23 protein-coding genes are annotated in these 23,550 nt (G+C 71.5%); 17 read left to right on the forward strand and 6 right to left on the reverse strand.

All coding sequences use genetic code 11. The features are described from left to right. Window positions 1-34: 34 nt before the first annotated feature. From ASG70_RS16410 to ASG70_RS16420, 3 genes are all read right to left on the reverse strand, one after another. Window positions 35-850, reverse strand: a complete 816-nt coding sequence (locus tag ASG70_RS16410) for a DUF6299 family protein (RefSeq protein WP_162253933.1) — start codon at window positions 848-850, stop codon at window positions 35-37. A 192-nt stretch (window positions 851-1,042) separates the two neighbouring features. Beyond that, window positions 1,043-1,465: a nuclear transport factor 2 family protein gene (locus tag ASG70_RS16415; RefSeq protein WP_082590942.1), complete on the reverse strand. Its 423-nt coding sequence runs from the start codon at window positions 1,463-1,465 to the stop codon at window positions 1,043-1,045. Window positions 1,466-1,519: 54 nt separating this feature from the next. Continuing rightward, a complete protein-coding gene (locus ASG70_RS16420) occupies window positions 1,520-2,647 on the reverse strand; it encodes an acyltransferase (RefSeq protein ID WP_082590943.1) in 1,128 nt (375 codons plus the stop codon). A 196-nt stretch (window positions 2,648-2,843) separates the two neighbouring features. Here ASG70_RS16420 and ASG70_RS16425 point away from each other — a divergent pair, with 196 nt between their 5' ends. Further along, window positions 2,844-4,436, forward strand: coding sequence for an alkaline phosphatase (locus tag ASG70_RS16425; RefSeq protein ID WP_162253934.1), 1,593 nt, complete (start codon window positions 2,844-2,846; stop codon window positions 4,434-4,436). Here ASG70_RS16425 and ASG70_RS16430 read toward each other — a convergent pair. Next, window positions 4,429-6,525 (reverse strand): hypothetical protein, encoded by a 2,097-nt coding sequence (locus ASG70_RS16430; RefSeq protein ID WP_156400066.1) that lies wholly within the window; start codon window positions 6,523-6,525, stop codon window positions 4,429-4,431. The genes ASG70_RS16425 and ASG70_RS16430 overlap by 8 nt on opposite strands. 182 nt (window positions 6,526-6,707) lie before the next feature. On the opposite strand from ASG70_RS16430, the gene ASG70_RS16435 reads away from it, so the two are divergent. The 15 genes from ASG70_RS16435 to ASG70_RS16505 all read left to right on the forward strand — a co-directional run bounded on the left by ASG70_RS16435 (window position 6,708) and on the right by ASG70_RS16505 (window position 20,312). Beyond that, entirely contained in the window at window positions 6,708-7,451 is a 744-nt protein-coding gene (locus ASG70_RS16435; protein ID WP_056884935.1) for a GntR family transcriptional regulator, read from the forward strand. A 99-nt stretch (window positions 7,452-7,550) separates the two neighbouring features. After that, window positions 7,551-8,729 (forward strand): mandelate racemase/muconate lactonizing enzyme family protein, encoded by a 1,179-nt coding sequence (locus tag ASG70_RS16440; RefSeq protein ID WP_056884936.1) that lies wholly within the window; start codon window positions 7,551-7,553, stop codon window positions 8,727-8,729. Further along, complete coding sequence (locus tag ASG70_RS16445; RefSeq protein WP_082590946.1) at window positions 8,726-9,604, forward strand: SMP-30/gluconolactonase/LRE family protein; 879 nt, start codon at window positions 8,726-8,728, stop codon at window positions 9,602-9,604. The genes ASG70_RS16440 and ASG70_RS16445 overlap by 4 nt, the downstream gene beginning before the upstream one ends. 70 nt (window positions 9,605-9,674) lie before the next feature. Beyond that, entirely contained in the window at window positions 9,675-10,142 is a 468-nt protein-coding gene (locus ASG70_RS16450) for a nuclear transport factor 2 family protein (protein ID WP_056884938.1), read from the forward strand. 63 nt (window positions 10,143-10,205) lie between these two features. Then, on the forward strand, window positions 10,206-11,585 hold the full coding sequence (locus ASG70_RS16455) for an ABC transporter substrate-binding protein (protein ID WP_056884939.1): 1,380 nt from the start codon (window positions 10,206-10,208) through the stop codon (window positions 11,583-11,585). Window positions 11,586-11,648: 63 nt separating this feature from the next. Next, window positions 11,649-12,545, forward strand: a complete 897-nt coding sequence (locus ASG70_RS16460) for a carbohydrate ABC transporter permease (RefSeq protein ID WP_056884940.1) — start codon at window positions 11,649-11,651, stop codon at window positions 12,543-12,545. After that, a complete protein-coding gene (locus ASG70_RS16465; protein WP_056884941.1) occupies window positions 12,542-13,432 on the forward strand; it encodes a carbohydrate ABC transporter permease in 891 nt (296 codons plus the stop codon). Before ASG70_RS16460 ends, ASG70_RS16465 begins: the two co-directional genes overlap by 4 nt. Window positions 13,433-13,434: 2 nt before the next feature. Next, window positions 13,435-14,181: a sulfite exporter TauE/SafE family protein gene (locus tag ASG70_RS16470; protein ID WP_162253935.1), complete on the forward strand. Its 747-nt coding sequence runs from the start codon at window positions 13,435-13,437 to the stop codon at window positions 14,179-14,181. Next, entirely contained in the window at window positions 14,178-15,209 is a 1,032-nt protein-coding gene (locus ASG70_RS16475) for a dihydrodipicolinate synthase family protein (protein ID WP_056884943.1), read from the forward strand. Before ASG70_RS16470 ends, ASG70_RS16475 begins: the two co-directional genes overlap by 4 nt. Window positions 15,210-15,271: 62 nt before the next feature. Then, a complete protein-coding gene (locus ASG70_RS16480; protein ID WP_056884944.1) occupies window positions 15,272-15,973 on the forward strand; it encodes a GntR family transcriptional regulator in 702 nt (233 codons plus the stop codon). Continuing rightward, entirely contained in the window at window positions 15,973-16,788 is an 816-nt protein-coding gene (locus tag ASG70_RS16485) for an SDR family NAD(P)-dependent oxidoreductase (RefSeq protein WP_056884945.1), read from the forward strand. The genes ASG70_RS16480 and ASG70_RS16485 overlap by 1 nt, the downstream gene beginning before the upstream one ends. Further along, entirely contained in the window at window positions 16,785-17,459 is a 675-nt protein-coding gene (locus ASG70_RS16490) for an SDR family NAD(P)-dependent oxidoreductase (protein WP_082590948.1), read from the forward strand. Before ASG70_RS16485 ends, ASG70_RS16490 begins: the two co-directional genes overlap by 4 nt. A gap of 36 nt (window positions 17,460-17,495) precedes the next feature. Continuing rightward, on the forward strand, window positions 17,496-18,359 hold the full coding sequence (locus tag ASG70_RS16495) for a fumarylacetoacetate hydrolase family protein (protein ID WP_056884946.1): 864 nt from the start codon (window positions 17,496-17,498) through the stop codon (window positions 18,357-18,359). A 41-nt stretch (window positions 18,360-18,400) separates the two neighbouring features. Next, window positions 18,401-18,910 carry a metallophosphoesterase gene (locus tag ASG70_RS16500; protein WP_056884947.1) on the forward strand — a complete coding sequence of 170 codons (510 nt, stop codon included), beginning with the start codon at window positions 18,401-18,403 and terminating at the stop codon, window positions 18,908-18,910. Window positions 18,911-19,040: 130 nt separating this feature from the next. Next, on the forward strand, window positions 19,041-20,312 hold the full coding sequence (locus tag ASG70_RS16505) for a PP2C family protein-serine/threonine phosphatase (RefSeq protein WP_056884948.1): 1,272 nt from the start codon (window positions 19,041-19,043) through the stop codon (window positions 20,310-20,312). Here ASG70_RS16505 and ASG70_RS16510 read toward each other — a convergent pair. Together ASG70_RS16510 and ASG70_RS16515 are read right to left on the reverse strand one after the other, a co-directional pair. Further along, window positions 20,309-21,559: an NAD(P)/FAD-dependent oxidoreductase gene (locus ASG70_RS16510; RefSeq protein ID WP_056884949.1), complete on the reverse strand. Its 1,251-nt coding sequence runs from the start codon at window positions 21,557-21,559 to the stop codon at window positions 20,309-20,311. The genes ASG70_RS16505 and ASG70_RS16510 overlap by 4 nt on opposite strands. A gap of 45 nt (window positions 21,560-21,604) precedes the next feature. Further along, the gene (locus ASG70_RS16515) at window positions 21,605-22,390 is read right to left on the reverse strand and encodes a DeoR/GlpR family DNA-binding transcription regulator (RefSeq protein ID WP_082590949.1); all 786 of its coding nucleotides are present in this window, start codon (window positions 22,388-22,390) and stop codon (window positions 21,605-21,607) included. Between the two features lie 148 nt (window positions 22,391-22,538). Between ASG70_RS16515 and ASG70_RS16520 the strand changes: the two genes are divergently transcribed. Continuing rightward, window positions 22,539-23,468, forward strand: coding sequence for a PfkB family carbohydrate kinase (locus tag ASG70_RS16520; RefSeq protein ID WP_056884950.1), 930 nt, complete (start codon window positions 22,539-22,541; stop codon window positions 23,466-23,468). Window positions 23,469-23,550 lie beyond the last annotated feature (82 nt).

A 23,550-nucleotide genomic window follows, 5' to 3' on the forward strand; every position in this document is an offset into this window, starting at 1 on the left:
AACGCCAGGGGGACCGAGACGGACGCCCGGGTGGCTACTTCTTGTTGGTGCTCAGCTGCACCTTCTGCTCGGCATACCCCAGGGAGCAGTCGAACAGGCCGCACGCGAAGCCGAACGTCACGCTGGCGCCCTTGCCGCCCCGGAAGAGCCCGTTGCTGCTCGTAGCCATGCCGACCCACTGGTGCACGACACCATCGCACTGCAGCGGGTAGACGAAGAAGTCACCGGTGACCTTGACCCGGCCCACCCGCTGGGTCAGGGTGCCGTCGATCTCGCTGGAGAAGTCGTCGGCGTTGGTGCAGGAGTAGGTGCCGGTGAGCTTTGCGGAGCCGTCCTTGTACGCGGTGCCGCGCGGGTTGACCGTGACGCTGATCTCGGGCGGCGGCGGCGCGGTGTCGAAGGTCACCGCGAGCTGTCCGCCGTTGGTGACGGTGTCGCTGAACGCGACGATGTAGTAGGTCTGCCCGGCGGTGGTCGGGAAGCCGACGGCCTCCGGACCGCAGGCGACGAGCGCCCCGTTCGAGGGGTCGCCCTCAGTGGCCATGAACCCGCCGGTGTAGTCGGAGGCCGACATGTCCGCGACGAGTCCACCGTCGGCGGGTGCGGTGTAGCGGAACCAGACGCTGGCGTTGGTGAACGGTGCCCCGCAGTTGGCGTTGAGGGCGGCGTCCAGGGAGTCGGTGGTCGCGCCGGTGGTGTCCTCGCTGAACGAGGACGGCAGGGTGCTGATCGTGGTGGCGGTGGCCGCGGTGTCGTTCGTCACCGGTGCCGCGACGGCGGCGGTGGCCAGTGACGGCAGGAACAGTGCTCCTGCGGCGACGGCCGTGAGGGTGGTGCGCAGCATTCTCATGGTTCCCCCAAGCTCTGAGCAGACCCCGGGTTGGGTCCTGGCCCGGAGGATGGCGCAAGGGCGCAGCCAGCGCCAGAGTCTCGTGAGGGAGATCCGGGACCTTTGCGCGGGCGGGGAGCGGATCCAGTGCGGCGTTGGGGGGACTCGCGGGTGTTTGTCCGGACTCGGGCTCCGCGCCACGGTCGGTGCGGCTCAGGTGTTCTCGTCGGCACTGGTCGGGGGTCGGTACAGCGTCTCCACGGCGGCCTCGATGTCCTCGTCGCCGCGGTCGACGGGCTCGACGTACAGCCGGGCGTCGGCGATGAGTCCGTCACGGACGGTCAGGATGATGACACCGCACATGGCGAAGGTCGACCCGTCGGTGTGGTGGCCGTGCCATGACAGCTCGCCCCACTCTGTCGACCCCTCGCGCACGTGGGTGACGAGGTCACCGCGGAAGTCGGGCACGCCCTGGAACACCGCGGTCCAGTTGGCCAGCACCTGTGCCCTGCCGGTGAACTCGCGGCCGGGGTGGGCCGGCTGCGAGCTCCGGTAGTCCTCGGCGAAGCAGACCGCCATGCGCTCTGCGTCGTGAGCGTTCTGCGCCTCGGTGAGGCGCTCCAACATGCTCCTCATGCTCCGACGGTAGTCCGTGGGACGACGGCGCGGGAGGGCCTTGGAGCATCGCCGTCACAGCACCTTCGCGACGCCGGGGACGCGCAGCACCGCGGAACCGACGGCGAACGACAGGGCCACACCCACGACGGCCACGAGGACGAACCGCGCCTCGGTCGGCCAGGCCAGGTGCCGGCTGGCGAGGATGAGCAGCACCAGGACGCCCTGGTGGACGAAGAAGGTCGCGTACGCCGCGCGGCTCAGCTCCTTCGCCAGCGGACCTTGGCGGACAGCGCGGCGCCGGAACGCGTCGACCACCCAGACCGAAACCGTGACGAGCACCATCGCCTCGACGGTCGCGAAAGCCATGGACTGCCAGGTGCCCCCGCCGCCGAAGCCGTCCACGTCGGCGTCTGCGGTCGACAGGGCCGCGACGAGAGCGGCACAGCCGGCCATGGAGGACCAGGCGGCGTGTCGTACCCGCGTGGCGAGCTGCGGGTCGAGGTGGTCGAACCAGCCGCGTTCGCCGGCAAGGACGCCGAGCGTGAACCCCGCCACCCAGCCCGGCGCCTGAGCCACTGCGAGGTGCCAGCGCTCCTGTCCGAACGGTGCCCAGATCCGCACGACGTAGGACATCACCGCCACCAGTACCACCGTCCCGGCCAGGTCCCGTCCGCCGAGCCGGCGCCCCGTCCCCGGGTGCCACGGGCGGCTCCGGCGGACCACGGCATACACGGCCGAGAACACCAGGAGCACGCCGAGGAACCATGTCGGGCCGGGGGGAGGGGGAAGTGGCCACCACGAGTGCGGGATGTACTGCCAGAAGCTTCCGCGGAAGCCGGCGTTGCTCGAGTCGACGAACTCGATCGGCGGGGTGAGCAGGAGCACGAACGCGACACTGGGCACCAGCAGCCGGATCGTGCGGTCACGCAGGAACAACCGGGTTCCCCTGCGGTGCAGGGACTTCGGCGTGAACACGCCCGCCACCATGAAGAACAGGGGCATGCCGAACGCGACACCGACGATCGCCACCAGGAGCAGGATGCTGAGCAGCGGTTCGCGGACGGTGGGCTCACTGAGCACCCAGGCGCCCTCGAGGCCGTTCCACGCCAGGATGACGAGGGCGAGGACGACGCCGGCGACGAGGGCGACCTTGAGGTTGTCCGCCCAGGCGAGTCGCTGCGGCCCCGTCTCGGCGTGCAGCTGTGGTCGGGTTCAGGGAACGGTCATGGGGCACCTCCACCACTTCGCGTCGACTCTCAGGATCGAGGCACGGGGGAGGAGGAGGGCAGAGTCCTTCGTCCCCGCGCGTGGCCGTGCTCGAGCGTCACCACGTGGACGGACGAAGTTATGCAGAATGTATTGTTTTGTCGCCTTTGCCTGCCTAGCATGCGACGACATGAGTCCTTCGTGGGAAGACGAGTCCGCTGCAGTTATCGCCCAGGGGCTACGGCGCCGGGGGTTCCTCACCGCCGCCGGGCTCGCTGCCACGGCCGCGCTCGTGGCCGGGAGGCCGGAACGGGCGCACGCGGCAGTCTCGGGGTCGCGGGCCATGCCCTACCCCTTCACCCTGGGTATCGCCTCGGGTGACCCGCTGTCGACGGCCGTGGTCCTGTGGACCCGCTTGGCACCCAGCCCATTCGAGGTCGACGGGGGCATGGCGACGGACAGCTTCCCGGTGCAGTGGGTCGTGGCCGAGGACGCGTCGATGGCCACAGTGGTGCGCCGAGGCACCGCCCTGGCGCACGCCGAGTACGCCCACAGCGTGCACGTCGACGTCGGGGGTCTGCGCCCGGATCGCGAGTACTGGTACCAGTTCCGCTGCGGTCCGCACCTCAGTGGCGTGGGCCGCACGCGCACGGCGCCGGCGCCAGGGGCGCACCTCGACCACCTCGACCTCGTCGTCGCTTCGTGCCAGTCGCTCGGTGCGGGCTGGTACCACGCGTGGAAGGACGCCGCGTCCGAGCCTGCGGACCTCGTGTACTTCGCCGGCGACTACATCTACGAGTACGCCACGGATGCCACCTCAGTTCGGTGGCCGTACACGCCTTCCCTGCCCGCCGACTTCACCCGGCAGACCGACACGCTCGGCCGCTTCCGTCAGCAGTACGGGCTCTACAAGTCGGACCCCGACCTCCAGGAGGCGCACCGGGTCTCGCCGTGGATGGTGACCTGGGACGACCACGAGGTCTTCAACGACTACGACGCGGAGGACCCGTCGCTCTACCAGCTGCGGGCCAACGCCTACCGCGCCTTCTGGGAGCACATGCCCCTGCGGTCACCGCAGCGCCCCAGTGGCTACACGGCGCGGATGTACCGGCAGCTCGACTACGGCGACCTCGCGCGCTTCCACGTCATCGACGCGCGCCAGTACAAGACCGGCCAGCTCCCGGGCAGCACGGTGGGCGACACCGCGGAGCGACGCGACCCCAGCCGCCAGATCCTCGGCACGGCGCAGGAGGCCTGGCTGCTCGACAGCCTCGGGTCCGGCGCGACGACCTGGGACGTCATGGCCAACACGGTGCTGTTCAGCCGGCTGGACAGCGACGACACCGCGGGAGAGCGGTTCTCCACGGGCCAGTGGGATGCCTACCAGGCTGCGCAACAGCGGGTGATCGACACGGTGGCGGCCAAGGACGCGGGCGGCTTCGTGGTGCTGACGGGGGACATCCACCGCAACTACCACCTCAACGTCCTGAAGGACTTCGAGGACCCCGACTCGGCCGTCGTGGGCGTGGAGTTCGCCGGTACCTCGATCTCGAGCGGCCGCGACGGTGGCGAGACCGACTCCGGGCTCGAGGTCCGCACGCGGGCGAACCCGCACCTGGTCAGCGCCGACCTGCGACGTGGCTACCTGCGCTGCCGGATCAGCCACGACGTGTGGACGACGCAGGTGCGGGCCATCGACCGGATCTCGACCCTGGACTACCGCGCCTGGACGTCGCACACGCTCGTGACCGAGCCGCGGCGGCCCGGGCTCCAGGTCAGCTGAAGAGCAGCACGCGCAGCCCGTCGGGCTCGACGACCCCCTCGTAGCCGGCGGTCACCGCCCCGTCGGCAGGCGTGCCGTCGAGAGCGACGACTCGCGGGGCGTCCGAGAGCGTCCGACCGCCCCAGTCCTCGGGTCGCACCGCGACCGTGGCGCTGCTGGGCGCGTCGGTGGGGTTGACCAGCACCACGAGCACCTCGTCGCCGTGGCTGTAGGCGCGCGCGTGGCACCCAGACGTGGAGAGCCCCTCGACGTGGCGGTACTGTCCCTCGCAGAAGAACCGCAGGAAGCGCCTGCGCAGCGTCGCCAGCTGCCTGAGCGTCGCCACCAGCTCGGGGTGCTCGGCGAGTCGGTGGCTGTGCATCTGGCCAGGCATCACGTTGATCAGCCCGCCGTCGGCAAAGGCCAGCAGCGAACCGCGCGGGTGCTCGTTGACGTTGGCGTTGAGCCGGAACTGTGGGAAGACGTAGCGGAACGGTGCGTCCTCGTCGAGGTCTGCGCCGTTGCGCCAGTCCCAGGTGTAGTCCAGGACCGGGACCTTCTGCTCGGTGACCATCTCACCGGAGAAGGTGCCCCGGGGGTTCTTGCTGCGCACGAGCTCGTGGATGGCCCGGCCCACGTCCAGCAGCCGGTCACCCTCCTCGTCCGGTGCCCCGTCCGCGGACGGGTTGTAGTTGGGCTCGAACCAGGACCAGTACTGGTCCCAGCAGGTGGAGGTCGCCCCCAGCTCCAGGAGCCTGGCGTGCTCGGCCAGGATCGCGTCCCGCATACCCCGTGCCAGCAACGAACCGCGCACCATCGCGTGCGTCCCCATGAACGGGACCCGGAACCGCGGCAGGAAGTCCAGCCCGTAGGTCCAGTCGTCCCCGACCGCCTGTCCCGCGGCGTTGAGGTGCTTCCACTCCTGCAGTGACTCGTCGGTGTCGCGCAGCAGGTGGTGGCTCACGAACAGGGAGACGGGCACCCCGAGCCCGCGGCACCGGGTCAGCGCGGCCCGCAGGTCGTCCTCGGTCCCCAGGCGGGGGTTCAGGATGATGGGCAGGCCGTTCTTCTCCCACCAGTGCCAGACGCAGAGCTCGGCGAGGCCGAGTGAGGGGTCGGCGAGCTCCTCGGCGTACTCGGGCAGCTCCTCGAGCGTGAAGTTGACCGGCGCGTGCCGGATCGCGGGCCACACCGACCGGATCCCGAGGGCCTCGCGGATGTGGGGCGGTGCGTCGTAGGGGTAGGCCTCCGCGGCGAACTCCTGGAAGGCCCGGGCGCCGGCATACCAGTCGCCCTCATGCAGGACGATGACGAAGTCGCCACTGTCCCAGGTGGATCCGGGCGCGATCGTCGGGAAGTGCAGCCACCTCAGGGCGAACTCGTCCCGCGCCCGGTCGGGCCGCTCGAGCAGGAGGCCCTGGGCGCGGTAGCGCGGGTCTCGGGAGTAGAGGGTGAGGCCGCCACGGGAGTCGCCGTAGTCGAGCCACTTCATGCTGAACTCGAAGGCGCCGTAACCGTAGTAGCGCTGGAGGGGTGTCTCGAGGAAGGACGCGTCGTCGGGCCGCATCGAGAGCTGGCGCAGCGGCCACACCGTGCCGCGGCTGAGCCGCAGGCGCGTCTCGTCCGACCCGCTGACCCCGACTCGTGGCGGGTGGCCGGCTGCCGAGGCGTGCAGCGACACGCGCGCCGCCGGGTCCTGGCCGCCTGCGGACAGTCCGAGCACCTGAGGGAAGGCGACCTGCGGGATCGGGAGGTCGCCGTCGTTGCGCACCTGCGCACGCACGACGAGCCCCTCGGGGGCCGACCGGAGCTCGACCTCGACACGGACGGGTGCGGTGTGGTGGGGGGTGGTGAGCCGGGACCACGTGAGTCGGACGGTGTCGTCGTCCTCGCGGACGACCTCCGGGGCGCCGTGCGTGCCCGTCTCCGTGAAGTGCGAGCCGTACCCGGGGATCGGCAGGGCCAGCCGAAGGAGCCCGACGCCGGTCGTGCCACCGATCAGCTCGCGTCCGTCGGGACCGAGTGCGGCGCTGCACAACGCCCCCGAGCCGGTGTCGACACCGACCCGGCCGCCGCGCACCTCGATCCACTCGATGGGGCTGGTGGGCATGCCGGGCTCCTCGGGTTCTGATGCGGTGGACCAGGTGGTGTCGATCATGAGGCATTATGCATACTCATGACGACCATGGCCGCGGGCGCACCCGCGACGTGCCCGCCCGACCGATCATGCATGACGCATCAGGCAGGCCGACGCATTGCGCGCGGCAGCGGCTCGTCCCGATACTGGGCGTCATGACCGACCTCGGGGTGCTTCAGGGGCTGTCCGACCGGGGCAGCCTGGTCGACCAGGTGCGCGAGTCGATCCAGGCGGCGATCACCTCCGGCCGGCTCGACCCGGGTGAGCGGCTCCGCGAGATCCCCCTGTCCAAGCACTTCGGGGTGTCGACCACTCCGGTGCGCGAGGCCCTGCGCCGGTTGGAGAGCGACGGCTTGGTGCAGGTGCACCCGCGGCGTGGCGCCGTCGTCACCGCGCTGCAGGACGGTGTGGTCGCGGACCTCTACGACCTGCGCCTGGTCCTGGAGGCCGAGGCGGTGCGACTTGCGGTGGCCCGCACCGAGCTCGAGCTGGGGCCGGTCTACAGCCTCCTCGGCGAGCTCGAGCGGCTGGTCGACGTCGGCGATGCCGCCTTCGCCGAGGTGGACGTGCAGTTCCACCGCGCGATCGACGACCTCTGCGGCAACCGCGAGCTTGCCGCCGAGGCCGAGCGCATCCACCGCCGGATCCAGGCGGCGAGGGTGCGTGCCTCGGTGCCGGGACGCCTGCGCGTCGCGCAGGACCAGCACGCCGAGATCGTCGAGGCCCTCCGCAAGCGCGAGCCGGAGCAGGCGCAGGAGGCAGTCCGCCGTCACATCACCTCCGCCAAGGACAACGTCCTGGGCTTCCTCAAGGCCCGTGCGGCCGCAGCGGACGACGTGGCGCCTGGCGACGGAGAGGGCCCGGCACTGGCCGGCACGGCAGCGGCCGGCGGCTGGTAGACATTATGCAGAAAGACGTCGGAATCCCTTCCTGAGCGGCGTCGGCGTGGTTAGGCTGGCCGGGCACCGAGACCCCCCAAGGCAGGAGTCGGGCCACCGATGAGGATCACGAAGATCACCGGCTACGCGGTGAAGTCCGACAACGCCTACGCGATGTCGGGGGCGGTCCGTCCGGGGGAGCGACTCCCCGGGACGGACTACCGCCGGTTCGCCCCCCACCGCCAGCTCTACTCCGACCGCTCGGAGGCGGCGCTCGTACGCGTCGAGACCGACGAGGGGCTCGTGGGGTGGGGCGAGGCCCAGGCGCCGATCGGGCCGGAGGTCGTCCTGGTCGTCGTCGAGAAGGTGCTCGGCCCGACCCTGCTCGGCCTGGACCCCCTGGCGACCACGGCCCGCGCGGGGGACATGTACGAGACGCTCCGGGTCCGCGGTCAGGTGGGGGGCTTCCAGCAGGACGCGATCGCTGCCCTGGACACGGCCCTGTGGGACCTGCGTGGGCAGGCTGCGGGACTGTCGCTGGCGGAGCTGGTCGGGGGTCGCCTGCGCGACGAGCTGCCCTGCTACGTCACCGGTCTGCGTGAGAAGACTGCAGAAGGACGTCGCGAGGAGGCGGCCGAGTGGGCCCGCCGGGGCTTCGGTGTGAAGCCGTGCCTGGGCTTCGGTGCGCGCCCTGACGGCCACGAGGTGACGGGCCTGCGCGAGGCCATGGGCGACGAGGCGTGGCTCGCGGTGGACGGGATGTGGGGCTACACGCTGCCGGAGGCCAAGGCGCTGGGACGGGTGCTGGCAGAGGCCGGCGTCGCGTTCCTGGAGTCGGCCCTGGCCCCCGAGGACGTCCTCGGGCACCGCGAGCTGGTGCGCAGCCTGGACATCCCCGTCGCGGTGGGTGAGCCGTTGCGCACGCGGCACCAGTTCGTGCCCTGGCTGGCCGCCCGGGCGATGGACGTGGTGCAGCCCGACCTCATGCGCAACGGGGTGGGGGAGACCCTCGCCATCGCCACGCTGGCCTCGGCGCAGCACCTGCCCGTCGCCCTGCACACCGGCGTCGTCACGGCCGTCGGGATGGCTGCGTCGTGGCAGTTGGCGTCAGCCCTTCCGAACTTCCTGGTGCAGGAGTTCCAGCCCGTCATGCTCGAGACCTTCGGGCACCTCGTGGAGGAGGGCCTCACCGTGGCGGATGGGGTGGTGCAGGTGCCAAGGGGGCCTGGGATCGGCGTCACGGTGGACGAGGGGCGCGTCCGCGCGATGAGCGGCTCGGTCGTCGAGATCGGGCTGTGAGTGCACCTGCACGGGTGCGTCCCGACTGGCAGGAGCTGCCGCTCGGCGACCACCTCCTGGCCGAGAGCCCCCGGTGGGACGAGGTGCGGCAACGGCTCTCGTGGGTCGACATCCTCGGCGGGACGGTGTCGGTCGCCGGTCACCGGGATGGCGCGTGGGAGGCGGTCGAGCGCCGCAGCGTCGGGAGCGTGCCGACTGCTGCCCAGCCCTTGGCGGACGGCTCGCTTGCTGTAGCCGTCGACGGCTGCGTCCAGGTCCTCGATACGGGGGGAGTCGCCGTGCCACCGGTCGTCGTGTGCGAGGACCCGTCCACCGTGCGCACCAACGACATGGTCGTGGACCCAGCCGGGCGGCTGCTCGTGGGCCTGTTCACCCAGGACCGCGTGACCCCCCGTGGCGGCGTGGTGGCCGTCGACCTGCGAGCGGGGACCGCGACACCGGTCGTGCAGGGCTATGTCACCGCCAACGGCCTGGCCGTGACGGCCGACGGTGAGCACCTGTACGCCGTCGACACGGCGGCAGGGACGGTGCGCCGGCACCCGCTCGCGGGGACGGGACAGCCGGCCGAGGCGCCGGTGCTCGTCCGGCACCGGGGCCAGGGCGTCCTCGACGGCATCGCCCTGGGCCCCGACGGCGACCTGTGGGTGGCGGTCTGGGGCTGCGGGGTCCTGCACCGCTACACGCTCGAGGGGCGCCTTCGGCAGGTCGTCGAGGTGCCGGTGCCGCGCCCGAGCGCACTCGCCCTCGTGACGACGGTGGCCGGCGTCCAGCTGGTCGTGACCACCGCACGGTCGGACCTGCCGGCGACGAGGCCCACGGGTCCACCGGACCCCAGCCGTGAGGGCCGCCTCTACGCCACCGCCTTCCCGGAGTGACGCGGGCGCACTCGGCGACACCCGTACACGGCTGCCTGACCACGCACGACCCCAACCGAGGAGGACCCTGGTGGATGCGCTCGAGACCCTGGTCGCGGAACGGGACTGTGCCCGGCTGACCTACCGCTACTGCCGGTTCGCCGACGGGGGTGAGGCGTCACGCCTGGCCGAGCTCTTCACCGAGGACGGCGTCTTCCAGACCCCGGAGATGCTGCTGCGCGGTCGGGCGCAGATCGCTGCCACGTTCACCGAGCGCGAGGCGCTGACCGACCTGCAGACGCTGCACCTGTGCACCAACATCGACATCGAGGTGCTCGGGCCGTCGACCGCTCGCGGCTGGGTCAACCTCTGCCTCTTCCGCCGCTGGCGTGAGGTCGGTTCGACGGCCCCCGTGGTCGTCACCGCGCCGTCTCTCGTGGCCTCCTACGACGACGCGTACGCCCAGGTGGGTGGCCGGTGGCTCCTGTCCAGCCGGGTCCAGCGGGTCATCTTCGCCGACCCCTCGGACACGGGGTGGGTGCGCCCTCAGGATCGTTGACACCACATTATGCATAAGATATAACGTTCCTACGTTTCAGCAACGGCGCTGGGGAGGCACGCAATGGGTGGTCAGGACGGTTTCACGGGCGGTTTCGGCGGCTTCGACCGCAGGACGTTCTTCAAGGGGGCGGGGCTTGCCGGTGCGACGCTGGCCGTCCCGTCGCTGCTGGCCGCCTGTGGCGGGGACAGCGGTGCGGGGGGCGCCGGCGGCGCGCAGAAGCTGCAGTTCTGGTGGAACCCGAGCGTGGAGTCCGCCGACCAGATGACGGCGTGGATGAACGGTGTGATCAAGGAGTTCACCGCGGCCAACAAGGGGACGACCATCGAGTCGACGACCCAGCCGTCCGAGCAGCTGGCGAGCAACTTCCGGACCGCCTGCCAGTCCAAGTCCGGGCCCGACCTGCAGCACGAGTACTCGGGCACCTACACGATGCAGTTCGTGTGGGAGAAGTGCATCGCCCCGCTGGACGGGACGTTGGACGCCGAGGAGATGAAGCACGTCCTGCCGCCGCAGGCGCTCGACATCTACAAGTTCAAGGGCAAGACGTGGGCACTGCCCTGGTACAACGCGCCCATCCCGCTCATGTACAACAAGGCGCTCTTCCGCAAGGCCGGCCTCGACCCCGACAAGGCGCCCGCCACGATGGACGAGATGATCACGGCGGCCGCGGCGCTGCGGAAGATCGGCGTCACCCCTTGGGGCTACGGCGTCAAGAACCTCACCGGTATCGGCAACTTCTCGGGGATGTTCAACACCCAGAACCTCAACGACCCGCGCGAGCTGCTGCCAGTGGTCCTGGGCGAGCAGAGGTACACCGACCCGAAGTTCTCCGAGTGGCTCACGTGGACCAAGGAGATGATCGACGCCAAGGTCTTCAACCCCGACGTCACGTCGCTGGAGTACCAGGACGCGATGAACATGTTCCTCGCCGGCAAGTGCGCCTTCGCGATCACCAGCAGCCTGACGAAGTTCCAGCAGGCCCTCGGCGACGACCTCGGGGTGATGGCGCCGCCCAAGCGCGGCAGCGGTTCGCTCGCGGGCAAGGTCCACTTCAACTCGCACCCGCTGTTCATCACGGCCTTCGCCGAGCACAAGGAGATGGCGGCCAAGTTCCTCGCCTACCTGCACCGGCCGGAGTCGCTCAACGGGATGTACAAGGCCACCGGCTTCTTCCCCGCGGACGACCGCTTCGACAGCAGCACCATGAACTCCCCGCAGGACAAGGCCCTCTGGGAGCTCCAGAGCAACCAGTCGACCATCGGCTACCAGAACTTCTGGCCGTCGAAGATGGACCGCGAGAACAGCTTCCTCGCCGTCCAGGCGGTGTTCTCCGGCACGTCTCCCACCAAGGCGGCCGCCGACGTCGAGAAGCGTCTCGACGGGTGGCGCAAGGCCTCTGCCAACGAGCTGAAGAACTTCAAGGACTGGTCCGGCAGCTGAGCAGGCGGCCGTCGGACGGCCTGACCCGACCGCGCACGACCGACCCCTGAGGTGACCTCACCGATGACATCGATCTCCGCATCCCGTGCGCCGCAGCGCAAGCGGCGCCGGGACGCGCAGGCGGCCATGGTCTTCCTGCTGCCCGCCGTCCTGTTCCTCGCCTTCGTCTTCCTCTACCCGATCGTGTCGGTGGTGCGGACGAGCTTCCTCGACCCGTTCACCGACGAGTTCGCGGGGCTGAGCAACTATCGGGCTCTGTTCGCGGACCCGATCTTGCACGCGGCCGTCATCAACAACCTCAAGCTGTTCGTGGTGCTGCCGGTCCTGGTCGTGACGTCGATCGTCATCGCGCAGGTGCTGCACGACCAGATCCGTGGATGGCGGGTCTACCGGGCGATCATCTTCATGCCGTACGTCGTGCCCGTCGTGGTCGCTGCCCTCGTGTTCGGCCAGATCCTGCAGAGCCGGGGCCTGGTCAACAGCATCCTCGGCTCGGTTGGCCTGGGTGCGCTGGCCCAGAACTGGCTCGGTGACCCGAAGACGGCGGTGTGGTCGGTCGCCGGGGTGATCCAGTGGCGCGAGCTGGCCTTCGGCGTGATCCTCTTCCTCGCCCGCATGACCCAGCTGCCCGAGGACCTCTACGACGCGGCCAAGGTGGACGGGGCCAACTGGTGGCAGCGGCTGCGGCACGTCACGGTGCCGCAGATGTCGACCATCATCGCCTTCTACGCAGGCATCGTCGTCGTGGCCCTCTTCAACTGGGTCTTCAACTACGTCTTCGTCCTCACCAAGGGCGGGCCCGGCACCAGCACCTACGTCATGGAGTACTACATCTACAGCCGCGCCTTCATCTACGGGGACTTCGGCAACGCCGCCGCGCTGTCCACGCTCATGCTCGGGGTGATCCTCGCCTTCATGGTCGGGTTCCTCACCTGGCTCAACCGGCGAGGTGAGCTGTGAGCACCGCAGCGCGGTCGGCGGCCAGGCCGGTGACCAAGCCTGCGGCGCAGCCGGCCAGGGCCACCCCGGGCGCGGTGGCGGGCGTCGTCGCCAAGCACGGGTCGGTGCTCGTCGTGACGCTGGCTGCCATCGTGCCGCTCTACTTCATGGTGTCGACGTCCTTCAAGACCGAGGTGCAGTACGCCGACAGCCAGCTGGCCCTGCCGACGTCACCGACGCTGCACAACTACCAGCAGATCCTCGGCAACCCGATGTTCCTGACCTGGATCCGCAACAGCTTCCTGCTCACGGTCCTCTCGGTGGGGATCGGGATCACCATCTCCGCGCTGGCTGCATATGCATTGGCCTGCATGGACTTCCCGGGCCGGCAGGCGGTCTTCATGGTGTTCGTCGCCATGCTCGGTGCACCTGCGGTCACGGTGGCGATACCGCTGTTCAGGGTGATGGTCGAGACCAAGCTGATCAACACGTTGCAGGGGGCGGTGGTCGCCTACGTGGGGCTCATGATCCCCTACACGACCTACTTCCTCACCGGGTTCTTCCGCAGGCTCCCGCCTGCCCTGTTCGAGGCGGCGCAGCTCGACGGCGCCAACCACCTCATGATGTTCCGCAAGATCGCCCTGCCGCTGTCCCGCCCGGGCGTCATCACGCTGGCCATCGTCAACACCTTGTGGGTCTGGAACGAGCTCCTGATCGCCATCATCTTCCTGCAGCGCAACGACAAGCGGACGTTGATGGCGGGTCTGACCCTCTTCCAGGGCGAGTTCTCGAGCAACGTGCCGGCGGTCATGGCCGGCCTCACCATCGCCGCGCTGCCCATGTTCGTGCTCTACGTGACAGGCGTGCGTTACTTCCTTTCGGGCTTCATGGCCGGCTCGGAGAAGTGACCGTGTCCTTCGTGGTCCCGGTCGTCATCGTCTTCCTGGCCGGCATCCTCACCGGGGTCACCGGCTTCGGCTTCAGCGTGCTGTCGGTTCCGCTGCTGCTGCTGGTGTTCCAGCCCCACGAGGTCGTCGTCATCGCGCTGTGCCTTGTGCCGATCACGAGCGTGGTGCTGCTCCTGGCCCCGGGGCTGCGCGGGCAGGTGCGGCAGCGGACGTTCGGCGCCCTCACGGCGTTCTCGGTGGTGGGCCTGCCCGTGGGCATCCTGCTGTTCGAGCACTTCGACCCGATGTGGGTCACCGGCCTGATGGGGCTCGTGCTGCTGGCGTACGCGGTGTACGGCCTCGTCGGCACGGGCACCGTGGCGCTGCGCGGGCACTGGGTGGCGCCCAGCGGCATCCTCGGTGGGATCCTGGCCACCAGCACCGGCCTGAGCGGACCTGCGGTGGCGATGTACGTGCACGGGCGCCGGGTCTCCACCCGGGAGCAGACGGCCACCATGTCGGCGTACGTCGGGGCCATCAGCGTGCTGGGGCTCGGCCTGCTGGCCGTGCGTGGCGCGGTCTCCGAGGACGACCTGCAGCAGGTGGCCCGCCTTGCCGGGGGAGCGGTGGCGGGGACGCTGCTCGGGCGCTGGTGGGCGTCGAAGAGGCACGACACCCTCGACCGGGTCATCCTCGTGGCGCTCGGGTCGATGGGGGTCTGGACGGTCGGACGGTCAGTGATGTGGTTGACGAGAGGAACGTGGGGATGACGGAGCAGGGTGCAGCCATGGGCGCTGGCACGGAAGCAGGCATGGACGCAGACGCCGGCCGGGACGCTGGCGTGGGTGCGACGGGTGCCGACCGGGACGCGGGGCGCGGTGACCACGAGGCCGCAGAGGGCAGGGGGCCCGACGCGCCGACGTTGCGAGGGGTCGTGCCGATCCCGGTGACGACGTTCGGGCCCGACGGCTCGCTCGACACGGACGGCCTGCGGTCGCAGGTGGAGTTCTGCCTCGACCACGGCGCGGACGGCATCCTGTACCCCGGGGTGGTGAGCGAGTTCTACACCCTCACCGACCAGGAGCGGCGGCACGCCGTCGAGACGGTCGTCGAGTCGGCCGGGGACCGGGTGCCGGTGGCGGTCGGGGTGACCGGTGCGAGCACCGAGAGCGCGGTGGAGTTCGCGCGGCACGCGGCGGGCCTCGAGGTCGCCGCCGTGATGACGATGGTGCCCTACGTGCAGCACTTCTTCGGTCCCTCGGCCCAGTTCGTCGGCGAGCACACCCGCAGGGTCGCCGACGTGGGGGTGCCGGTGATCATGCAGAACGCACGCGTGGGCTTCCCGCTCGGCGCGCAGGCGCTGGCCGAGGTCGTGGCCGCGGTGCCGGGAGTCCGATACGTCAAGGAGGAGAGCAACCCACCCACACACGGGATCTCCGCGGTCGTCAAGGCGCTCGGGGACGCCATCGAGGGCGTGTTCGGCGGCATCGGGGGCGTGTACCTGGTCAACGAGCTCGAGCGAGGTGCCATCGGCACGATGCCCTCGCCCGCTTTCGTCGACCGGGTGGTGGGTGCCTACCGGACGTGGGCCGCCCAGGGGCCGGACGCCGCGCAGGAGGACATCGACTCCATGGGCTCGCTGTTCACCCGGGAGGTGCTCTACAACGTCGCCTTCCACAAGGAGGTCCTGCGGCGGCGCGGTGTCATCCGACACACGACGGTGCGCATCGCCAGTCCCTCCCTCGACCAGGTGGACCACGCCGACCTCGAGCGGATGATGAGGCGGGCCGGGCTGTGACCACGCACGCGCCGGCACGCGGAGGAGGGCCGCGGCGCGAGGCGCTGCAGGGAACGGCGCCCATGCACGCGGTCGTCCGGGCCGACCTGCACGAGGCCATCCGCAGCGGACGGTTCAAGCCCGGCGACCAGGTGCCCACCGAGCCGCAGCTCATGGAACGGTTCCAGGTGAGCCGCACCACCGTGCGTCGAGGTCTGCGCGACCTGGAGACCATGGGCCTCATCGTGCGCCACCCCGGGCGCGGCAGCTTCGTCACCCGTCCCACCGTGGAGGCACGTCTGGACCGGCTCACCGGGTTCGTCGAGGACATGGAGGCACTGGGCCTCACGGCGACGGCGAGCGTCGAGCTGGTGGAGACGGCGCCCGCGCCGGAGCGGGTGGCCGACGCTCTGCGGTGCGCGGTGGGGGAGCCCGTCGTCCACATCGAACGGGTGCGACTCGCCAACGGGACCCCGATCTCCTTCGACGACAGCTACTTCGTGCGGTCGCTCGGGTCGCGGGTCGCACGCGAGAACCTGCGCGACGAACCGTTCTACAGCATCCTCGAGCAGAAGTACGGGACCCCGCTGGCCGGGGCCGACCACGTCATCCGCGCAGGCGTGGCCGACCAGCGCGTGGCCGGTCTCCTGCATCTGGCCAAGGGCGACCCGGTGCTGCTCCTGGAGCGCACCTCGTGCCTCGCGCCCGACCGCGAGCCTGTGCTGTTCGAGTACCTCCACGTCGCGGCGTCGCGCGTCACCTACCGCCTGTCCCTGGACCGCTGATGTCGCAGCTGCACGAGGGGCGCCGGCCCGACGGGCCCACTCCCGCTGGGGGCCCGGGCCGCGCTGTCGTCGTGGTCGGTTCGAGCTCGGCGATCGGGCTGGCCATCGTCGGGAGGTTCCTCGCGCGCGGGGACCGGGTCCTGGGCATCAGCCTCACGCCGGCCGACGACCTGTGCGAGCACCTCGTGGCCGACTGCTCCGACCCGGACGAGGTCCGCCGGGTGTTCGACGAGGTGCTGCGACTGTTCGACGGACGCATCGACGTCCTCGTGGCCGCCGCAGCCGTGAACCCACGCGCCCGCGCGGTCGACCAGACCGACGAGATGTGGCGGAGCGCGCTCGGGGCGACCCTGGACTCGGCCTTCTACAGCGCACGGGCTGCGTTGCCCCACATGCCCGCCGGCGGCTCGGTCGTCGCGGTGTCGTCGGTAATGGCGCGCCTCGTGTCACCCGGCGTCGCCGGGTATGCGGCGGCCAAGGGCGGGCTGGAGGCGCTCGTGCGCGTCCTTGCACTCGAGCACGGGGCCGCGGGGATCCGTGTCAACGCGGTGGCGCCCGGCCTCATCGGCGGCACCGACCTCGAGCGCGCGACCGAGGGCTACGCGGTGGGGCGCACCGGCACCCCGGACGAGGTCGCTGCCGTCGTGGACTTCCTCGCATCCGGCGACGCCTCGTTCGTCACCGGAGCGGTGGTGCCCGTCGACGGCGGGCTCTCGGTGTCGCAGACGGGCGCGTGGGCGCGGCCTGACCTGCGTGCCCTCATCGACCCCGGGACACCAGACGGGTGGCCCGACGAGCCCGGAGGTGGCCAGTGAGACGAGCAGTCGTGACCGGCGGGATGAGCGGGCTGGGTGCGGCCTGCGCCGAACGCCTTTCCAAGGAGGGCCTCGAGGTGGTGCGCCTCGACGTGGCCCCGGGGGCCGACGAGGTCGTCGACGTCACCGACGAGCAGGCCCTGCTGGCCGTGCTGGCACGTGTGGGGCCCGTGGACGTGCTCGTCAACAGTGCCGGGGTCGTCGGACCCAACGCGGCGCTGTGGGAGGTCTCGACCGCCGACTGGGAGCGCACGTTCGCCGTCAACGTGACGGGGACCTTCCGGTTGTGCCACGCGGTCGCGCCCGGCATGGTCGAGCGCGGCTGGGGGCGCATCGTCAACCTCGCCTCGATGGCGGGCAAGGACGGCAACCCCAGGCTGAGTGCCTACTCGGCGTCCAAGGCGGCCGTCATCGCCATGACGAAGTCGCTGGGCAAGGAGCTGGCCACGACCGGGGTCCTGGTCAACGCCGTGGCGCCAGCGGTCTTCGAGACACCGATGAACGCGACGACCGCGCCAGAGGTCCTGGAGCGCCTCGTGTCGCTGATCCCCATGCAGCGGCTGGGCCGGGCGGAGGAGCTGGCCGCGCTGGTGGCGTGGCTCGCGTCCGACGAGTGCAGCTTCTCGACCGGTGCTGTCTACGACATCAGCGGCGGCCGTGCGACGTACTGAGGACCCGACCACGCGTCGGAGAGGGAGGACGGCACCGTGCGGCTGTTGAGGATCGGACCGGTGGGCGAGGAGCGACCCGCGGTGCTGGTGGGTGACTCCACCTACGTGGACGTCGCGGACGCGGTGCGCGACTTCGACGCCGCGTTCTTCGAGAACGGTGGGATCGACGCGCTGCGGTCGCTGGTCGGCGACCGCGCTGCTGCTGGCCAGGTGCGTGATCTGGCCGGACAGCGCGTCGGGGCGCCGGTCGCGCGGCCGCACCAGATCCTGTGCATCGGCCTGAACTACCGCGACCACGCCGCCGAGACGGGCCAGGCCGTGCCCGAGGAACCCATCGTCTTCACCAAGTCGCCCAACACGCTGGTGGGACCTGACGACGAGGTGGTCATCCCGCGCGGGTCGACCAAGACCGACTGGGAGGTGGAGCTCGCCGTCGTCATCGGCCGGCGGTGCAGCTACCTGCCCGACCTCGCCGCTGCCGAGGCGGCGATCGCGGGGTACGCCGTGTGCAACGACGTGAGCGAGCGCGCGTTCCAGATGGAGCGTGGCGGCCAGTGGTGCAAGGGGAAGTCGGCCGCGACCTTCAACCCGATGGGACCGTGGCTGGTGACGTCGGACGAGGTGGGCGACCACCGGTCCCTGGACCTGTGGCTCGACGTCAACGGGACCCGCAGGCAGACCGGATCGACCGCGACCATGGTGTTCGACGCGGTGACGGTGGTCCATTACCTCAGCCAGTTCTTCGTGCTGGAGCCCGGCGACGTCGTCAACACCGGCACGCCACCCGGCGTGGGGATGGGCCAGGACCCGCAGGTGTTCCTGCGTCCGGGCGACGTCATGGAGCTCGGCATCGGAGGTCTCGGCCGCCAGCGCCAGGTGGTCCGCGCCCACGCGGGGTAGCGCTGTCGCCGTCGGTGGGGCTGCACGGTTGACTGGGCCCCATGACGACGCGTCTGCTGCTGCTCGCCGACACGCACCTGCCGAAGCGGGCCAAGGACCTCCCGCAGGAGGTGTGGCGCGCGGTCGACGAGGCCGACCTGGTCCTGCACGCCGGTGACTGGGTCGACGTCGCCCTCCTCGACGCCCTGCAGTCGCGGGCTCGCCGCCTCGTCGGTGTGGCCGGCAACAACGACCACGGCGTCCTGCGCGACCGGCTGCCCAAGGTCGCCGAGCTCGACGTGGAGGGGCTGCGATTCGGCGTCGTGCACGAGACGGGGCAGGCCTCTGGGCGCGAGCTGCGTTGCGAGGCGGCCTATCCCAAGCTCGACGTCCTCGTCTTCGGCCACAGCCACATCCCCTGGGACTCGACGACGCCGCGCGGCCTGCGGCTGCTCAACCCCGGTTCGCCCACCGACCGCAGGCGCCAGCCGACCTGCACCTACATGACCGCGACGGCGCACGACGGTCGGTTGGGTCCGGTGGCCCTGCACGAGGTCGACCGCCGCGCGTGACCGGGTACGGGACGGCTCGCGCGACCGGGTTCGAGCGTCCACGCCGAGGTGGGCAGCGACCCGCCGCAGCACATGCGGCGGTCTTCCCGAACACTCCCACCGCGGTGCCCCCACGCCATAGGGTGCGGGGATGCCCCCGGCAGACCGCGCCGACGCCGACCCGACGCGACCCTCCGCGCCCACCGGCCTGGACTTCCAGCTGGTCTTCCGCGCGGTGCCGACGGCCTGCGTCGTCCTCGACGACCAGCTGGTGATCCAGGACTGCAACGACGCCTACCTGCGCGTCGCCGGCCAGGACCGGGACCAACTGGTGGGACGGGCCCTGTTCGACGCGTTCCCCGAGGCCCGAGTGCCCGCGAGCGCCGTCGACGGCGTGCGCTCGGTCATGCAGACTGCGCTGGCCACGGGCCGTCCGGCGATCCTCGGGACGCAGCGGTACGACATCCCCTCCGCCCGGGTGGCCGGCGAGCTCGACGAGCGGTACTGGGCGGGCACCGCGGTGCCGTTGCCCCGGGGCGAGGACCCCGGCTGGGTGCTGTTCAACGTCTTCGACGTGACGGCCCTGGCCCGGGAGATGGTGCGCGCCGGCGCTTCGCCGAGCGACGCTGCATCGCCCGAGGAGGCGCTGCACGCGGCCTGGGCGGTGATGGAGCAGGCCCACCTCTTCGACGAGGCGGTCGAGGCCGAGCGACGGCTGGGGGTGGCGGTGCAGTCCGCGATGCTGCCGGCGGCCGTGCCCGAGGCCGTGCTCGAACGGGTGGCGGTCGCGGTGCGCTACCGGCCCGCCTCGGCGGCGCTGTCCGTCGGCGGCGACTGGTACGACGTCACCGACATCGGTGACGGGCGCGTCGCCGTCGCGGTCGGAGACGTCGTCGGCCACGGCCTCGTCGCCGCCTCCGTCATGGGACAGCTGCGCAGCGCCCTGGCCGCACTGACCGTCGCCGACGTGGGGCCGCCGCAGGCACTCGCCGCGCTGGACCAGATCGCACGGCACAACCCCAACGCCACGGCCTCCACCGCCGTCAAGGTGGTCCTGGACCCGCACCTGGGCTTCGCGGCGTACAGCAGCGCCGGGCACCTCCCGCCGCTGATGGTGCACCCGGACGGCACGGTGGAGGCCCTCGACGCCGCCCTGGGGCCGCCGCTGGCGGTCACGACCGACATCGAGCGGCGCCCCCTGGGGACCGCCACCCTCGCCCCGGGCAGCACCCTGCTCCTCTACACCGACGGCCTCGTGGAGCGTCGCGGGGAGGACCTCGACGTCGGTATCGCGCGGCTGAGCCGGGTGCTCGCCGAGCACCGGTCGCTCGACGTGGAGGAGCTCGCCGACCGGCTGCTGCTGGAGCTCACCGCCGAGGACGGCCTGCGCGACGACGTGGCCCTCGTGCTCCTGCGCCCCTAGCCGAGGTCCAGAACCCGGGTGTCCCGGGAAGCCCACTGCGGCGACCCGCCCGCCAGGCCGCCCCAGAGCCCGCGCAGCAGCCTCGGCGTGAGGACGCCGCGCCCCAGCCCGAGCTCGACCAGGTCGTCGAAGACCTCTTGGTCACGGGCCGCCGCGGACAGGCCGGCAGCGAGGACCCGAGGGGAGGCGGTCAGCCTGCCGGCGGCCGCCGTGCTCGCGAGGTTGCCGCGCAGCAGCCTCCGCAGCGCCCGTCGGTACCCGCTGCCGGGCCCTTCGTCGACGGCGCCGCGGCCCGCGACGACCGGGAAGAGCGGGTGCCGGTCCTCGCCTGGCGCCTGGACGGCGAGGCGGCCGGCCATGGCTCCGGTCGCGACGGCGTAGTAGATCCCCTCGCCGGTCAACGGGTTGACCAGTCCTGCAGCGTCGCCCGCGAAGAGCACGCGGCCGTCCGGCTGCTCCCGACCAGTGCCTGCGGTCGACAACGGCAGGTGGTGCCCGCGCCACGAGGCGGCACCGGCGGTCGAGCCGGGGAGCAGCGCCTCGAGCCGGTCCACCATCAGGGCGTGCGTCGGCGGGTGGTGGCGGCCGCCGAGCACCTCCCCGTAGCCGACGTTGGACCAGCCGTCGCCGCGGTCGAAGGACCATGCGTAGGACGGCTGGCGCTCTTCGCCGAACCGGATGACCTGTCGACCTGCCCGGTGCCGCGGCGTGGGTGCGTAGCCCCGCAGCCCCAGGGCCGTCCGGCCGCGCAACGGTGCACCGAGCGCGCGCCGTACCTCCGAGCGGGCCCCGTCGGCGGCGACCACCACGCGCCCCCGGACCGAGCCGTCGAGCACCACCTCACCGGCAGCGGTCGCGACGTGCCGGACCCGGTGGCGGCGCAGCACCGCACCGGCGGCGACGGCCGCGTCCACGAGGCGGGCGTCGAGATCCGCGCGCGGCACCACGAGCGCGGGACGTCGCATGGCGCGCTCCACCTCGAGGCCGCCTAGGGACAGCTGGAGCGTGGACACGGGGGAGTGGTCGCGGCGCAGGCGGTCCGCCACGGCCCCGGCACCCACGTGCCCCAGCACGTCGAGCACGTGGGGCGCCACCCCGTCGCCGCAGGACTTGTCACGAGGGAAGTCGGCCCGATCCAGCAGCAGGACGCGGGCGCCCGGTCGCTCGTGCAGGGCGCCGAGCGCAGCAGTCGCGCCGGCCGGACCCGCACCGACCACGACCAGGTCCCACAGCGGCTCGGCGGTCATGGCCCCACCGTACGGACAGGTCCTGCGACTGCGCCGTGGTCGTGCTCAGGACGCGATGACGATCCGGGTGCCGGTGGTGCGCAGGTGCTCGGCCGCCGCCGCAGGGGGCTCGGCGTCGGTCACGAGCGTGGTGACCTTCTCGTGCGGGCAGAGCAGGACGGGTGCCGACGTCGCGAACTTCGTGTGGTCGGCCAGCAGCACGACCTGGTCGGCCACATCGATGAGTGCCAGCTTGGTGGGCCGCTCGGTGTCCGTCGCGACGTAGACCCCGCGCTCGTCGACGGCCGCGGCCCCGAGGAAGAGCGTCGTGACGCGCAGGCCGCGCACGGCGTCGACCGTCATCTGGCCGACGAACGCCTGGCTCTCGTGGAGCAGCTCACCCCCGAGCCCGACCACGCGCCCGTGGCCGCGGCTCAGCAGCAGCTGGACGACGGGCACCGAGTGCGTGACCACCGTGCCGTCGAAGCTCGGGGGCAGCGCCTGCGCCAGTGCGTACGTCGTCGTGCCGGCATCGATGGCGATGGTGTCCTTGTCGGCGACGAGGGTGCGGGCCGCCGAGGCGATCGCCTTCTTCGCGTCGGAGTCCATGCTCGCGCGCCCGACGAAGGCCGCGGTGTGGAGCGGACCGTGCAGCGCGCTCACGCCGCCGTGCACGAGCCGGACCTCGCCCTGCTGCGCGAGCTTGCGCAGGTCACGACGGACCGTCATGTCGGAGACGCCGAGGTCCTCGGTGAGGCTCGCGACCGAGACGAAACCGCTCTCGCGGAGGCGCTCCATGATGAGTTGCCGGCGGTCCGGCGCCGTGTCGTAACGCAGTGCTTCGCGGCCCACGGCCCCTCCGTCTCCCCAGGGCGGCCCCGCCCCGGTCCAGTGAAGAATAGATCACACAAGGTGTTGACTTTCCAACATCCGTTGTTAATCTAACACCATCCGAGACCGCGACGTCAGTGTGGACGTCGACATCCGCCGAGGAGACCGCATGTCCGACAGCGCAGTCACCCGCTCGACCGGTGGTCCGGTGGTGTTCGTCGGGGCGGCGACCATCGACTCGATCGCCCTGGTCGGGGACTTCCCGGGTCCGGACGACCGCGTGGTCGCCGAGGACCTCGTGTTCGCTGGCGGGGGGCCTGCGGCCACCGCGGCCGTCGCTGCGGCCCGGCTCGGTGTCGCTGCGGCCTTTGTCGGCACCGTGGGTGACGACGCGGACGGACAGCTCATCGTCGACTCCCTGGCAGCGGAGGGCGTGGACGTCTCCGGGGTCTCCCGTCGTGCAGGCGCCCGCTCGGCCGCGAGCGTCATCGTCGTCGACCAGCGGCGCGGCACCCGCGCGATCTGCGCCCGTACCGGGCCCGAGGTCGACACCAGCCGTGCGGCTGACCTCCTGGACCGCGCCGAATGGGTCCACGCCGACCACCTCGGGTGGGCGGCGGTCCGCCACCTCCTCGAGCGCCCGGTAGAGCAGCGGCCCCGCCTCTCGGTCGATGCCGGGAACCCCATCCCCGGGTTCACCCCCGCGGGCGTGGACCTGTACGTGCCGACCGTCGAGGCACTGGGACGCATCCACGGTGCGCGTGACCCGCAGCTGCTGCTCGACCAGGCGCTCCGCGCCGGTGCCCTGCGGGTCGTGGCCACCGACGGCGGCCGGGGCTCCCTGGGGGCCGATGCCTCCGGTGAGCGCGCCGCCGCCCCCGCTGAGGCCGTCGACGTGGTGAGCACCCTCGGAGCCGGTGACGTGTTCCACGGCGCACTGGTCGCTGCCCACGTCCGGCGTCTCCCGCTGGCCGATGCCCTCGCCTACGCCAACACCGTGGCGGCCCTGTCCTGCCTCGGCCTGGACGGCCGCTCGGCGATCCCCACCCACGACGACGTCGAGGCCCACCAGCGGGCGCGCACCGCCCGGCCCGCCTGACCCCAGCCGCCTGACCCGTAACCCGCCTGACCCCGCACCCGCCTGACCCGAACCCGCCCGACCCGCACCCGCCTGACCCGAA

Source organism: Phycicoccus sp. Soil748, from assembly GCF_001428025.1.
In the GTDB taxonomy this organism is placed as follows: domain Bacteria; phylum Actinomycetota; class Actinomycetes; order Actinomycetales; family Dermatophilaceae; genus Pedococcus.